This is a genomic window from Rhodospirillales bacterium (assembly GCA_028824295.1).
GTDB lineage: Bacteria > Pseudomonadota > Alphaproteobacteria > TMED109 > TMED109 > VXPW01.
Window position 1 is genome coordinate 35839 of the sequence record JAPPED010000002.1, and the last position, 14221, is coordinate 50059.

Annotated in this window: 10 protein-coding genes and 1 riboswitch; of the genes, 3 read left to right on the forward strand and 7 right to left on the reverse strand. The window is 66.9% G+C overall.

Annotation, left to right across the window (positions count from 1 at the left end; all coding sequences use genetic code 11):
• Positions 1–33: 33 nt before the first annotated feature.
• From OXH60_01220 to OXH60_01235, 4 genes are all read right to left on the reverse strand, one after another.
• Positions 34–1395 carry a M48 family metalloprotease gene (locus tag OXH60_01220; GenBank protein MDE0710739.1) on the reverse strand — a complete coding sequence of 454 codons (1362 nt, stop codon included), beginning with the start codon at positions 1393–1395 and terminating at the stop codon, positions 34–36.
• A gap of 41 nt (positions 1396–1436) precedes the next feature.
• A complete protein-coding gene (gene meaB, locus OXH60_01225; GenBank protein MDE0710740.1) occupies positions 1437–2633 on the reverse strand; it encodes a methylmalonyl Co-A mutase-associated GTPase MeaB in 1197 nt (398 codons plus the stop codon).
• A 13-nt stretch (positions 2634–2646) separates the two neighbouring features.
• Complete coding sequence (scpA, locus tag OXH60_01230) at positions 2647–4797, reverse strand: methylmalonyl-CoA mutase (protein MDE0710741.1); 2151 nt, start codon at positions 4795–4797, stop codon at positions 2647–2649.
• 78 nt (positions 4798–4875) lie between these two features.
• Entirely contained in the window at positions 4876–5292 is a 417-nt protein-coding gene (locus tag OXH60_01235; protein ID MDE0710742.1) for a DUF1178 family protein, read from the reverse strand.
• A gap of 61 nt (positions 5293–5353) precedes the next feature.
• On the opposite strand from OXH60_01235, the gene OXH60_01240 reads away from it, so the two are divergent.
• Positions 5354–5914, forward strand: coding sequence for a class I SAM-dependent methyltransferase (locus OXH60_01240; protein MDE0710743.1), 561 nt, complete (start codon positions 5354–5356; stop codon positions 5912–5914).
• Positions 5915–5982: 68 nt separating this feature from the next.
• Here OXH60_01240 and OXH60_01245 read toward each other — a convergent pair whose 3' ends face one another.
• Genes OXH60_01245 through ggt form a run of 3 tightly spaced genes read right to left on the reverse strand, consistent with a single transcriptional unit; the run spans position 5983 to position 8691 of the window.
• The gene (locus tag OXH60_01245) at positions 5983–6831 is read right to left on the reverse strand and encodes a carbon-nitrogen hydrolase family protein (GenBank protein MDE0710744.1); all 849 of its coding nucleotides are present in this window, start codon (positions 6829–6831) and stop codon (positions 5983–5985) included.
• A complete protein-coding gene (grxC, locus tag OXH60_01250; GenBank protein ID MDE0710745.1) occupies positions 6824–7093 on the reverse strand; it encodes a glutaredoxin 3 in 270 nt (89 codons plus the stop codon). Before grxC ends, OXH60_01245 begins: the two co-directional genes overlap by 8 nt.
• Positions 7094–7101: 8 nt before the next feature.
• Positions 7102–8691, reverse strand: a complete 1590-nt coding sequence (gene ggt / locus OXH60_01255; protein ID MDE0710746.1) for a gamma-glutamyltransferase — start codon at positions 8689–8691, stop codon at positions 7102–7104.
• 341 nt (positions 8692–9032) lie between these two features.
• A riboswitch (SAM-I-IV-variant riboswitch) is annotated at positions 9033–9134 on the forward strand.
• 206 nt (positions 9135–9340) lie between these two features.
• Here ggt and metF point away from each other — a divergent pair.
• Positions 9341–10228 carry a methylenetetrahydrofolate reductase [NAD(P)H] gene (gene metF / locus OXH60_01260; protein MDE0710747.1) on the forward strand — a complete coding sequence of 296 codons (888 nt, stop codon included), beginning with the start codon at positions 9341–9343 and terminating at the stop codon, positions 10226–10228.
• Positions 10225–13920 carry a methionine synthase gene (gene metH / locus OXH60_01265; protein MDE0710748.1) on the forward strand — a complete coding sequence of 1232 codons (3696 nt, stop codon included), beginning with the start codon at positions 10225–10227 and terminating at the stop codon, positions 13918–13920. The genes metF and metH overlap by 4 nt, the downstream gene beginning before the upstream one ends.
• The last annotated feature ends 301 nt before the right edge of the window (positions 13921–14221 follow it).

Here is a 14221-nt window from a genome sequence, read left to right on the forward strand (position 1 = left end):
GGGTGTTTCTCCGAGCAGTTCCAGGACAACAATCTAGCGCCGGGTTGCGCCCGATGAGTCCCGCAGCAGCTGGCCGATGTCGTCGGCCCGCTGAAAGGCGGGCGAATCCGGGGGCAAGTGCTTGAGCGCTCGTTCGGCAAAACGCCGGGCATCGGCGGCGCGACCACGGATGAGCGCGTGTTCGGCCGTCGCGAGCATGGCCAACCCTTCCTTCCCTGCGCGGCTGTGCGCAGCCGCAAGCAGGCGCCAAGCCTTGGCGTTCGCCGGTTCTAGGTCCACGACGCGTTCGAGTACGCCTATCACGTCCGAAAGACTTGAATCATCTCCGGTTTCCAGCTCCGCCTGAGCGAAGCCAACCAGGATCAGGGCCGCCTCCGGCGCCAGTTCCGCGGCCTGCCGATAGCTCTCGGAAGCTTCCGAGACACGGCCGTTCTCGAGGAGGATCTGGCCGCGCAGCTCGTGGAAGTAATGGTCTTCGGGACTCTGGGCGATAAGCCCGTCAATCCTCGACAGCGCCGCGGTCAGGTCTGACTTTCGGTAGTACGCAATGGCGCGCGCATACTGCCCGGCGACGCTGTCATCTCCGCCATAGCGCTGCAGCGTTTGTTCGGGCGGGTCGGTAAAGGCAACGATCTTGGCTACGAGGCGGTCGTAGGCGGCCAGTTCGGCGGCGCGTCCTGCAGACAGCGGCACCTGCTCATCACGCGTCCAATCCAGGATCTGCTGGATGCGCTCTTGTGTCAGTGGATGGGTACGAGCGTACGGATCCAGGAGTTCCAGCGTTTGCTCCTTGGCTTGCAGCGCGATCAGCAACTCCACCAACGGGCGTGCTGGCCGACCCACCGCGGCCAGGTACTGAAGGGCCGCCAGGTCCGCCGCGTACTCCGCCGAGCGCGAATGCTGGAGGAACATCCTGCTGGCAATGTTCTCGCCCAGCGACATGCCGGCCGCCCCGAGCGAGATGGCATCGTCCCCTCCGCCCAAGGCGCTTGCGCCGATTGTGATCAACGTGGTGGCCAGCCCGGCGATCGCCGCATTTTCCGCCGCCTCGCGGGTCCGCACGAGATGTCCTGCGGCAATGTGCCCGGCCTCATGGGCAATCACGCCCACGAGGGCATCCGGGGTGCCGGCGCGGACGATCAGGCCCGTGTGAATGAAAATGTTCTGGCCGCCCGCCACGAACGCGTTGATCGTCGGTTCGTTCACGAAGTACAGCCGGACCGAGCTCGCCTCCAAGCCGGCAGCCGTAAACACGGGGTCCGCCCACGCGCGGACGTGCGTTTCGATTTCCGCATCCCGAATCAGTGGGATTCCTTGCGCCGACACTGCCGAAACAGTGGTCGCGACGACAACCCCTGCGGCCAAGAGCACCGCTCCCAACCGCTTGGCGCGCACGGACGCTGACGCCGATTTCCGTTTCCGACGCGGGCACAGCGTCATCCTGCCGTCCCGGTCGCGATCCTTCCATCGCGCATCATGTCCAGCAGCGCGGCCGCAGCCGCAGCTGGAGCCATGCGACCCGAACGAACCTCGACTTCCCAGCGGGCCACGTCTGATCGGGGTTTCGCATGAGCTTCCCGGAAGGACTCCCGCAGCGCGAGATTCACATAGCTCCAAACGGCCTCCGCCGCCTGGCGGGCTCGGGCGTCGTCTCGGCTCCCGTCACTCGTGGTGACCGCCTCGAAGGCCTCGATGCGTTCCCAGGCGTGGCCGATGCCCATCCCCTCAACCGCCGAGCATGCGAACACCTCGGGCTTCCACGTCTCCGACGGCGGAGACATCAGCCGGAGTGCCCGCTTGTACTCGCCGACAGTGAGTTCCGCAGCCCGCTTCAAGTCCCCATCAGCCTTGTTGATCAGGATGAAGTCCGCGATCTCCACGATCCCGCGCTTGATCCCCTGCAGGTTGTCGCCCGCCCCGGGCTGCACCAGCAGGGCAACGAGGTCAACCACCTCGCGGACGGCAAGCTCTGCCTGGCCAACCCCCATGGTCTCGATCAAGATGACGTCGAAGCCGGCCGCCTCGCACAGCGTGACCGATTCCCGTACGCCGCGGGCAATGCCTCCGTGCAGACCGCCCGACGGGCTCGGACGGATGTAGGCGCTGTCGGACCGGCCCAACCGCTCCATCCGGGTCTTGTCGCCGAGAATGGAGCCCCCGGAGATCGTGCTCGAGGGATCCACCGCAAGCACGGCTACGCGTTTCCCCCGGCCAATGGCATGAAGCCCGATCGCTTCAGAAAAGGTCGATTTTCCGACCCCGGGTGGGCCCGAGATGCCGATTCGGATGGCGGTACCGGCATTCGCGAAGACCGCCTGTACCAGTCCGGCTGCTGCCGACCGGTCACGTGGATGGCGGGATTCGACCAGGGTGATCCCGCGCGAGAGCGCCCGCCGATGGCCGCCAAGGATTTGCTCCGCCAGTTCCTGGATCGCTGGCGAAGCGGTGGCCGGCGCCGGCAAGGCCGAAGCCGCGTGGGGGCCAGCCTCGGCGGCGTCCGCCGTCGGGCCGGCAGGGTTGTCCGGTTCGGTATCGCGGGCGGGAAGGCTGCGTGCGTAGATGATCCACCCGATAACGCACGCCAATGCCAACGGCGCGAATATGGCGGCTACCAGGTACAGGTCGCTAGCCACCCCCGCCCGCCTCTCAGCGTCCGTCTTGGGCTTCGATCAACGTCAGCACGCGAGCGGCTGCCTCGGGAACCGGCGTCCCCGGCCCGAAGATGGCGCCCACCCCGGCGTCCCGCAGCGCGTCGTGGTCCCCGGCCGGGATCACGCCGCCGCAAATCACGTGAATGTCGTCGGCCCGCTCTTGTTTCAGCGCGGCGATCAGTTCCGGCACCAGGGTCAGGTGGCCGGCAGCCAGCGTCGACACGCCGACCACGTGCACGTCGTTCTCGACCGCCTGCCGGGCGACCTCCGCCGGCGTCCCGAACAAGCCACCGACGTCCACGTCGAAGCCGACGTCTGCGAACGAGGTTGCGATCACCTTCGCGCCCCGGTCGTGACCGTCCTGTCCAAGTTTCGCGACCAGGATGCGAGGCCGGCGGCCGTGGCGTTCGGCGAACTGCGACGTGCGGCTGCGCAACGCGGTGAGTTCGTCGTCACTGGTCCTGGCTCTGGAATAGGCCCCGCCTGCTACTTGCACCAGCGCCGTGTGGCGGCCGAAGACGCGTTCCATGGCGAGAGAGATTTCGCCCACGGTCGCCCGGGCGCGGGCCGCGTCGACGCTCAGCGCCAGCAGGTTAGCGTCGTCGGCAGCCGCCCCCGCGCTCAGTGCATCGAGCGCCCGCTGGCAGGCTTCCGAGTCCCGTTCTGCCCGCACCGACTTCAAGCGCTCGACCTGGCGCACCCGCACCTCTTCCGTATCGATGGCGCGTACTTCCACGCCGGTCTCCTGATCGGTGCGATACCGGTTCACGCCCACTAGAACATCGTGCCCTTCGTCCAGACGCGCCTGACGGCTGGCGGCGGAGGTTTCGATGCGGAGTTTCGGCATCCCGCTCTCCACCGCCCGCGTCATGCCGCCCAGCTCCTCGACCTCGTCGATCAACGCGCCCGCCGAGCGGACCAGTTGTTCCGTCAGGTGTTCCACGTAGTAGGAACCCCCAAGCGGATCGATCGTCCGCGTCATGCCGGCTTCTTCCTGGAGGATCAGTTGCGTGTTCCGCGCGATCCTGGCCGACGTATCCGTGGGCAGAGCGATGGCCTCGTCAAAGGCGTTCGTGTGAAGGGACTGGGTACCGCCCAGCACGGCCGCCAGTGCCTCAACCGTCGTGCGCACCACGTTGTTCAAGGGGTCCTGCTCCGCCAGCGACACGCCCGAGGTCTGGCAGTGCATGCGGAGCATCAGCGAACGGGGGTCGCGCGGCGAGAACATCCTCGCCATGCGTTCGGCCCACAACACCCGGGCAGCGCGCAGCTTGGCGGCCTCCATGAAGAAATTCATGCCGATGCCGAAGAAGAACGACAGCCGCGGCGCGAACTGATCGACTTCGAGCCCTCGCCCGAGCGCGGTCCGCACGTATTCGAGTCCGTCCGCCAGCGTGAAGGCCAGCTCCTGCACCGCCGTCGCCCCGGCTTCGTGCATGTGGTAGCCGGAAATGGATATGGAATTGAAGCGGGGCATGTGGGAAGCGGTGTAGGCGATCACGTCGGCCACGATTCGCATCGATGGCCCGGGCGGATAGATGTACGTGTTTCGGACCATGAACTCCTTGAGGATGTCGTTCTGAATCGTGCCGGTGAGGGCCGCGGGAGCGACTCCCTGTTCCTCGGCCGCGACGATGTACGCCGCCATCACCGGCAGCACCGCCCCGTTCATGGTCATGGACACGCTCATCTGGTCGAGCGGAATGCCGTCGAACAGGATCTTCATGTCTTCAACCGAATCGATCGCGACACCCGCCTTTCCGACATCGCCCTGCACGCGCGGATGGTCGGAGTCGTACCCGCGGTGGGTGGCCAGATCGAAGGCCACGGAAAGGCCCTTCTGACCGGCGGCGAGGTTTCGCCGGTAGAACGCATTGGACTCCTCGGCCGTGGAGAAGCCCGCATACTGGCGGATGGTCCACGGTCGGCCCGTGAACATGGTGGCCCTCGGACCCCGCAGGAAGGGAGCGAATCCCGGCAGCCCCTTCGGGAGTCGGGGATCACCGACATCGGCGGTCGTATAGAGCGGTTTGACGTCGATGCCTTCCGGCGTTGTGTGCACATGCCCGTCGGGGTCGCCACCATACTCCCGGCGCGCGCGCTCGGCCCACTCGGCGAGGTCAGGAACCGTGAACGGATCGGTCATGGCTGAATTCGCAGTGCCTGTGGATCGGTACCCGAACTGCGTCGGGGCTCGGTACCGCGCACGAGCCCGGCGCGAAGGTTAGTGATCGGCCCGGTCGATCCACGGAAGCGGGCAGACCGGCACGCCTTCTTCACGCAACTCCCGGGCTTCCTCGCAGGTGGCCTCGCCGTAAATGCTCTTCTCTTCGCGTTCCCCCGCGTACATGGCCCGGGCCTCGGCCGGAAAGCGATTACCCACGTACGTGCTGTTCTTTTCGACCGTCCGGCGGAGCTTGCGCAGGGCCTGCAGCATCGCAGCCTGCTCCTGCCTGCGCTCCGGTTCCCCGTCCTGGCCGCGGGCCGGTCGCTGCGCCATCGGCGCCTTCTTCACCTTCACCGTATCGCATACAGGACAGCGAATCTGGCCCTTGGCGGCCTGCTGGTCATAGTCAGCCCCGCTCGGAAACCAGCCTTCGAAAACGTGGCCGCTGTCGCATTCGAGGTCGAATAGGATCACTGGACGCGTTCGCCCTATTGCCAGACTGTTGCATTCTAGACCAATTGGCAGGAACGAGGCCATGCGGGAGATGAACTCCGAGGACGGCCCGCGCGCCAGGCTCCCCGGGACCGCACCTTCGCCGTGGATCGTGCGACATGGACGCGCCGCCGGCCGGGGGCGCACCGTGCTCGACCTTGCCTGCGGGAGCGGGCGCCATGTGCGGCATTTCCTGGCTCAAGGTTGTCACGTTACCGGCGTCGACAGGGATCCGGATGCCGCAGCCCCCATCCGCTGCGGCCGTTTCGAACGCATCGTGCAGGACCTCGAAGACGGTAGTCCCTGGCCGTTCCCGAAGCGCACCTTCGATACGGTCATCGTCACCAACTATCTGCATCGGCCGCTCTTCCCCCACATCGTGGCCGCCGTCGCCGTCGGGGGCCGGCTACTGTACGAGACGTTCGCCGTGGGGAACGAGCGGTTCGGCCGGCCCCGTGACCCCAGGTTTCTCCTGCGGCGCAGCGAATTGTTGGCCGCGGTCGGTGATTCCCTGCGCGTGCTCGCATACGAAGACGTCGTGACGCCGCGGCCCGCCCGGGTCCAGCGAATCGCGGCCGTCCGCGACACGGCCGGCGCAGCTTGACGCCTCGCGGCGCCGTGACCGCAAGCCGGCGCCAGCTGCCGGCCGCTACCTGGCGTAGCCGATTGCCGCTAGCAAGTCGGCGGCGGCCCTGACCAGCGTCGCTGCACCGCCAGGCTCGGAATCATGTCTCGGGCCTCCGCGACGGCATCCGGGTTCAGGTCCGTCACGACCAGTTCCGGCTCGTCCCCGGCCGCGGCAACCACTTGACCCCACGGGTCCACCACCATCGTGTGTCCCCACGTCCGGCGCCGCCCATAATGAACGCCGCACTGCGCTGGCGCGAAGACCCAGCTCCCTGTCTCGATCGCCCGAGCGCGGAGGAGCGTTTCCCAGTGCGCGCGCCCCGTGGGACGCGTGAATGCCGAGGGGATGGAGAGAAACCAGGCGCCCGCCTTGGCAAGTGACTGATAGAGCTCAGGAAACCGGAGGTCGTAGCAAACGGTCATGCCCAGCAATCCCCAAGGCGTCACGGCTGTTACGGCACGGGTGCCGGAACGATAGCGCTCGGATTCCCGGTAGCTTTCGCCTGACCCGGGATCGGCATCGAACATGTGAATCTTGTCATACCGCCGCACCACCGCTCCGTCAGCGTCGATCAGCAGTGACCGATTGGCCAATCTGCCGTCCGAATCGTCCGGCTCGACCGCGAGCGAGCCCAGCAGCACCCAGATCTCGGCCTCACGTGCCGCCTGGCACACGGCGCGGGTAGCGGGGTGGGACTCTTCAGGAGCGGCCGCCGCCTGCATGGCGCTGGCCGGGGCAAGCAACGGCGCGTTTTCCGGGAATGCCACCAGGTCCGCCCCGGCAGCCCGGGCGGCATGCACCTGCTGCTCGATGATGCCCAGATTCGCAGGGAGATCTGGCGTGCTGGTGAGCTGCGCGCAGGCCAAGCGGAAAGGTCTGGAGCGCTCAGACATCTCCGAGCAATCGGTCGAGTTCGCCCGATGCCGCGGCGGCAGCGAGCTCGTCGGAACCGCCGACGTGGGATCCGTTGATGAATATCTGGGGAGCCGTTCGCGCGCCGCCGGCCGCCGTCATCATTTCCGCCCGAAGCTCCGGGCTGCCGGTCACGTCGATCTCCCGGAAGGCGACTCCGCGGTCGCCGAGCAGGCGTTTCGCCCGATAGCAGAACCCGCAGAGCATCTGCGTGTAGACAACGACGTCGGGAGCCGTGCCCATGGTGCCTCCTATGTGCCGATGGCCGCGCCGTCCTTCCGAGGGTCGGAGCCTGCCGACAAGACCCCGTTGTCGGGATCGATCGAAATGGCTTGGCCGCCGCCGAACGGCAGGTCAGGGACGTCAACCGCGTGTCCAAGGCGCTCCAGTGCGTCTCGCGTCGAGCGGGGCACCCCCCGCTCGCAACTCAGCACACCGTCGAAATGGAATGCCCGCGGGCAATCCAGCGCCTCCTGCACATCCATGCCAAAGTCCAGGACGTTGGTCAAAAAGTGCGCTTGGCCGACCGGCTGGAAGTGCCCGCCCATCACACCGAAGGGCATCCAGGCACGATCGCCGCGCACGGCCATCGCGGGGATGATCGTATGCATGGGACGCTTGCCCGGCATGAGCTCGTTCGGATGGCCGGGTCCGAGCGAAAAGCCCGCTCCGCGGTTGTGCAGCATCACACCGGATCCCGGTGCAAGGATCCCGCTTCCGAACGAATGGAACAGCGAATTGATGAACGACACCGCGTTTCGGTCAGCATCCACGACGGTGAGGTAGACCGTATCCCGGTGTTCGGGTAAATCCGGCGGCGTAAGTCCCGGAGTCATCCGCTGCACATCAATCCGCGCGCGAAGCGCGTCAGCGTGTGCGTCGCTTAGCAGGGCTTCCACGGGCACCTCGGCGTGCTCCGGATCTGCCAGTCGCGCCGCACGTTCGCAGTAGGCCAAGCGCGTCGCTTCGGCTTCAAGGTGAAAGCGCTCCGGGCCCAGGGGGTCCAGCTTCGCCAGATCGAACCCGCTCAGCACGTTGAGCATCAGCAGCGCGATGATGCCTTGCCCATTCGGCGGGCACTCGTATACATCCACCCCGCGGTACCGTGTACGTATCGGCGCCACGTAGTTGACGGCAGCAGCCGCAAAGTCTTCCTCCGTGTGCACACCGCCCGCTGCCTGCAACTTGCCGACGATGTCCTGAGCCACCGGGCCTTCGTAGAAGGCCCTTGCCCCGTGACTGGCGATGGCCTGCATGGTCTCGCCAAGACGCGGCTGGCGATGCACCTGTCCCGCGCGGGGCGGAAGTCCCTGCGGGAGAAACACGGCCGCGGCGTCCGGGTCCGCCTGCAGCTTGTCGTGTTCGCGGCTCCAGGCGTCCGCGATCACGTCGCCGACCGGATAACCCTCGACCGCATAGGCGATGGCCGGTGCGAGCGCGCGGTCGAGGCCCAGACGGCCGTGATCCGCCAGCAAGCGTTCCCAGGCACGCACGGCACCGGGGACGGTCACCGCGTGCGGGCTGGTAAACGGGATCGCCCCTAACCCGGCGTCCCGCAGCGCGCCGGCCGATGTCGCCGCGGGTGCCCGACCCGAACCGTTCAGGGCGATGACTTCACCGCCGCCCGCCGGCGCGTACAAGCAAAAGACGTCACCCCCGATTCCGGTTGAATGGGGCTCCACCACTGCCAGGACGGCCGCCGCGGTAACCGCCGCGTCGATCGCGTTGCCGCCTTCGCGCAGCACGTCGACGGCCGCCAATGTGGCCAATGGATGAGACGTCGCGGCGGCGGCGTTGGTGCCGCGCACCGGGGAGCGGCCAGGCTGGTGAAGGTCACGCATAGGATCTGGGTCCAAGTGAAATCGACGGACACGTCAAGCACGAATGCCCCGGCACGCCCCGGGGCATTCTATTGGGAAGAAGCGGGCGCGGTTGTATGGCCGGTCGGCAGGCAAGCGGTCACCCTTCCGGGGCTCGCTGGCGCCCGCGGTGCCGTCTCGTTCAGCGCACCTGCCGAGCCCGCGGTCGGTCCCGATTCGGGCGATCGGGCGCCCCGCGCCGGCGTTCCTGCCGCCCTGTTGAGTCGCGAAACAGGTGTCATGCGATGGCCGTCCGGCCGCCTGTGACAGCCGCGTCTGGACGTTGCGTATCTTGACCCGTTGATATCCCGTCTCTACAGTCGTCAATGCATCCTGAGGGGTTGACGCACCCCACCAACCTGCAGCCCGTGCAAGGTGGTTTCCCGCTGGGGAGATGCGGCCGGACGGCAATCACGGGCGTCAGCCTCCTCAGCGCCGCGCCGAAGGAGGTTCTCATGTCGCACGGCTCCGGGCCCGCTTCTCCGGGCAAGCGCACGGTTTCGCCGTGCCGGAGCGGCTTGCCCGCCACGTCGCCATCAGCACCAAGCCATTGCGCCGGCCTTGGGCAGCCGCCGCCCGTGCACGGCCTCCCGACGGGTTCCACCGCATCGGAACCACTGTCTGGAACGCGATGACACGACCCTCCATCAGCTTTGAGTTTTTCCCGCCCGCGGATGCGGGCGCCGTGCAACGCCTGCAGCGGGTCATGAATCTGCTGGTACAGCTCGGACCCAACTTCTTTTCGGTCACCTATGGTGCCGACGGCTCCACCCGCTCGCGCACCGAAGGACTCGTGTGCTGGATCCGCCAGGAGCTTCCCGTGCCCCCGGCCGCTCATCTGACCTGTGTCGGGTCAACCCGGTCCCAGACGAACGCCCTGGCGCGGCGCTGGTGGTCGCTGGGAATACGGCACATCGTGGCACTTCGCGGCGACCCGCCGAAAGGCGCCGATCAGTATCGCCCGGAACCGGACGGCTACCGCAATGCGGCCGATCTCGTGCGCGGCATCCGCGCTGCCGCCGATTTCGAGATTTCGGTGGCAGGCTATCCGGAGCCGCACCCCGAATCTCCGTCACCGGCAGCGGATATCGAAAACCTGAAGGCCAAGGTGGATGCCGGTGCCGATCGGGTGCTCACGCAGTACTTTTTCGACAATGCCTGTTTCCTACGCTTCCGCGACCGATGCCGCGCCGCTGGCATTACGGCGCCGATCGTGCCCGGGATACTCCCGGTCACCGATTTCGCGCGGGTCGCGGAATTCAGCCGCCGCTGCGGCGTGACGATCCCGTCGCACATGGCCGCGACCTTCGAGCCCCTGGACACCGACGCCCGTACCCGCGAAATGATCGCCGCAGGCGCTGCGGTGTCGCAATGCGAAGATCTCCGGCGCGAGGGGGTGAACGCGTTTCACTTCTATACGTTGAACCGTGCTCGGCTCAGCTACGCGATCTGCTGGTGGCTGGGCCTCCGTGGACGCATTGAGGCGTCGTCGGCCGGGGCGGCGGACCCGGACGCATGAGCGGACCGGCAGCGGACATGGCCGTCCGGCGGCGAGAGCTGGAGCGCCGTCTCCGCGAACGGATTCTCCTGCTGGACGGCGCGTTCGGCACCATGTTGCAGGGGCGAGGTCTCGAGGAGCGTGACTACCGAGGGGGGCGCTTCCGGGAGCATCCGCACGACCTTGCGGGCAACTTCGACATCCTCTGCCTGACTCGCCCGGACGTGGTGGCGGATGTTCACGACGCCTATCTCGGCGTGGGCGCCGACATCATCGAGACCTGCACCTTCAGCGCGACGTCCATCGCCCAGGCGGATTACGGAACCGGGGATCTGGCGCGGGAGATCAACTACGCTGCGGCCCGCATCGCCCGGGAGGTCGCCGCCCGCCACGAAGCCGACGGTCGGTCACGCTTTGTGGCCGGGGCCCTGGGCCCGACCAATCGGACAGCGTCAGTTTCGCCGGTAGTCGAAGACCCGGCCGCGCGCAACGTCACCTACGACGAGCTCCGCCGGGCGTATCGGACGGCCGCGCTCGGCTTGATCGAGGGCGGCGCGGACCTGCTGCTGGTCGAGACGGTGTTTGACACCCTGAACGGCAAGGCGGCGCTGCACGCCATTGCCGAGGCGTTTGATCGCGCCGGGGTTCGACTGCCAGTCATGATCTCCGGCACGATTACGGACGCGTCGGGGCGGACGCTGACCGGCCAGACACCGGCCGCCTTCTGGGCGTCCGTGCGCCATGCCCGGCCGTTTTCGATCGGGTTCAACTGCGCCCTGGGGGCGCGGGAGCTTCGCCCGCATCTCCAGGAGATCGCCCATCTCGCTGACCGGCCAGTGTGTCTCTATCCGAACGCGGGGCTCCCCAACGCCTTCGGCGGCTACGACGAAACGCCGTCGAGCATGGCCGCCGACCTCGGCGAGTTCGCCGAGAACGGGTGGCTGAACATCGCGGGCGGTTGCTGCGGGACCACGCCCGAGCACATCGCCGCCATCCGGGATGCCGTCGTGGACAAGGCTCCGCGAACGGCCGCGCCGCCGATGTCGTACTGCTTCCTGTCCGGACTGGAGCCGCTCGCCATCAACCAGGACACCGGCTTCGTCAATGTCGGCGAACGCACCAACGTCACGGGGTCGGCCCGGTTTCGGCGACTCGTGCTGGACGGGGATTTCGACGCGGCGCTGGAGGTGGCCCGCGACCAGGTCCGGAACGGCGCCCAGATCATCGACATCAATCTCGACGAAGCGATGCTCGATGTGGAAGCGGCGATGGCGCGGTTCCTCCGCCTGATTGCCGCGGAGCCGGAAATCAGCCGGGTGCCGCTGATGCTGGATTCCTCGAGCTGGTCCGTGCTGGAGGCGGGCCTCAGGAACGTCCAGGGCAAGCCCATCGTGAACTCGATCAGCCTCAAGGAAGGCGAGGCGGCGTTCCGCCAGCAGGCGGAAGCGGTCCTGCGACACGGCGCTGCCGTCGTGGTGATGGCCTTCGACGAACAGGGACAGGCGGAGACGGCCGAACGAAAGGTCGAGATCTGCGGGCGCGCCTATCGGATTCTGGTGGACGAGGTTGGCTTCCCCCCTGAGGACATCATCTTCGATCCCAACATCTTTGCCGTGGCCACCGGCATCGAGGAGCACGACGACTACGCGGTCGCGTTTCTCGAGGCCTGCCGTCAGATCAAGGCAACGCTGCCCGGAAGTCTCGTGTCCGGGGGTCTCTCCAACCTCTCCTTTTCGTTCCGCGGCAACGACAGCGTCCGCAAGGCCATGCACTCGGTGTTCCTCTACCACGCCATCGCGGCCGGGCTCGACATGGCGATCGTCAACGCAGGGCAGCTCGCCGTCTACGCGGACCTTCCCGCGACCCTCCGGGAAACGGTGGAGGACGTCGTCCTCAACCGACAGCCGGACGCCGCGCAGCGTCTGCTCGAGATAGCCGCCGGACCAGTCCGTGCCCTCGAGACCGAAGACGAAACGGACCCCGAATGGCGCCGCAAACCAGTCGGTGAGCGGCTGATGCATTCCCTGGTCGAGGGAATCACCGAGTTCATCATCGAGGACGTCGAGATTGCCCGCCAACAAGTGGAGGATCCGCTCGACGTCATCGAGGGCCCGTTGATGGACGGCATGAGCCGGGTGGGCGACCTGTTCGGTTCGGGGCAGATGTTCCTGCCCCAGGTCGTCAAGAGCGCCCGAGTCATGAAACAGGCAGTGAACCACCTGGAGCCGTTCATCGAAGCGCGCAAGCAGGGGCGGGCCCGCGCCCGGGGTCGCATCGTGCTTGCCACCGTGAAAGGTGACGTGCACGACATCGGCAAGAACATCGTCGGCGTCGTGCTCGGGTGCAACCACTTCGAGGTCATCGACCTTGGCGTCATGGTTCCGTCTGCGGCCATCCTGGAGGCCGCCCGTGATCACGACGCCGACATGGTGGGCCTGTCAGGGCTGATCACGCCGTCGCTCCGCGAAATGTGCTTGGTCGCCGGCGAGATGGAGCGCGAAGCGCTCCGCATCCCGCTCCTGATCGGCGGTGCAACCACCTCCAAGGCCCATACCGCGGTGAAGATTGCGCCAGAGTACTCCGGCCCGGTCGTGCATGTGGCCGATGCGTCGCGCGCCGTAACCGTCGCCTCCAGCCTCGCCAGCAGCACGCGCGCCCCGACGCTGGTCGCTGAAGTGCAGGAGGAATATGGAAGGATCCGCGAGCAGCACGGGGATCGACGCAGACGTTCCAACCGCTTACCGCTCGAGGAGGCGCGGAAGCGACGAATCCACATTGACTGGAGCAACGGGATCCCGCCTCCGCCCCGCGACACCGATCTGCTCCAATTCGCGGCCTACGACCTCGATGAACTCGCGGAGCAAATCGACTGGACACCGTTCTTCCACACTTGGGAACTCACGGGGAAGTGGCCCCAGATTCTCGATGACCCGGTGGTCGGCGAGGCCGCTCAGGGCCTCTTCCGGGATGCCCAGGCCATGTTGCGGCGGATCGTGGACGAGCGGTTGCTGGAAGCTCGGGGGGTCACCCGGATGTTTCCGGCCAACGCCGTCGATGACGACGTCGAGGTGTACGCCGACGCCACCCGCTCGGATGTGCGGGCGCGGTTCGTCTTCCTTCGCCAGCAGATGGACAAGTCCGCCGGTCGTCCCAACCTTTGTCTGGCCGACTTCGTTGCCCCCAAGACAACGGGGCTGGCCGACCACATCGGCGCGTTCGCCGTCACTGCCGGCATCGGCATGGACGCCGCGAGGGAAGGCCAGGATGCGTACGCCGAGATCCTTCTCCAGTCGCTGGCCGACCGCCTTGCCGAAGCCTTCGCGGAACGCATGCACGAAAGAGTGCGGAAGGAGTTCTGGGGTTACGCGCCCGACGAGGACCTGGACAACGAGGCTTTGATCGACGAGGCGTATCAGGGCATCCGTCCGGCTCCGGGATATCCGGCCTGTCCCGATCACAGCGAGAAGCGCACGCTGTTTCAACTGTTGGAGGCCGACACCCGCGCCGGCATCACCCTCACCAACAGTTTCGCGATGATGCCGGCCGCGTCGGTCTCCGGTCTCTACTTCGCCCATCCGGAGACGAGATACTTCGGTGTCGGCCGGATCGGCCGAGACCAGGTGGAGGACTACGCCCGGCGCAAGGGATTCGCCGTGGCGGAAGCAGAGGAAACGCTTGCCGCCAATCTCGGGTACGCCCCGGAGGACTGTTAGGCCTCGGATCGCGACGATGTGCGCCGGGCGGGTTCGCGAACGCCGTGCCGCCGTGTGCTCGCTTGACGACTCCGTGAGAGGCGGTTAGCGTCCGAATTGCCCGTTTCCACGGGTATTGGTGCGGGAATCAGCAGATCGTGGCGGACGACACGCCCAACGGCCGCGATGTTCCGCCGGATCTTTCCCGTCTCGCGGATCGCCTGGCCGATGACACGTCGTCTTCGTCCGGCAACGTTCGATCTGACCGAGGCGCTCGCGGTAAGGCTTTCGGCGGGGCGCTAAAGGTATCTTCCGAAATGAT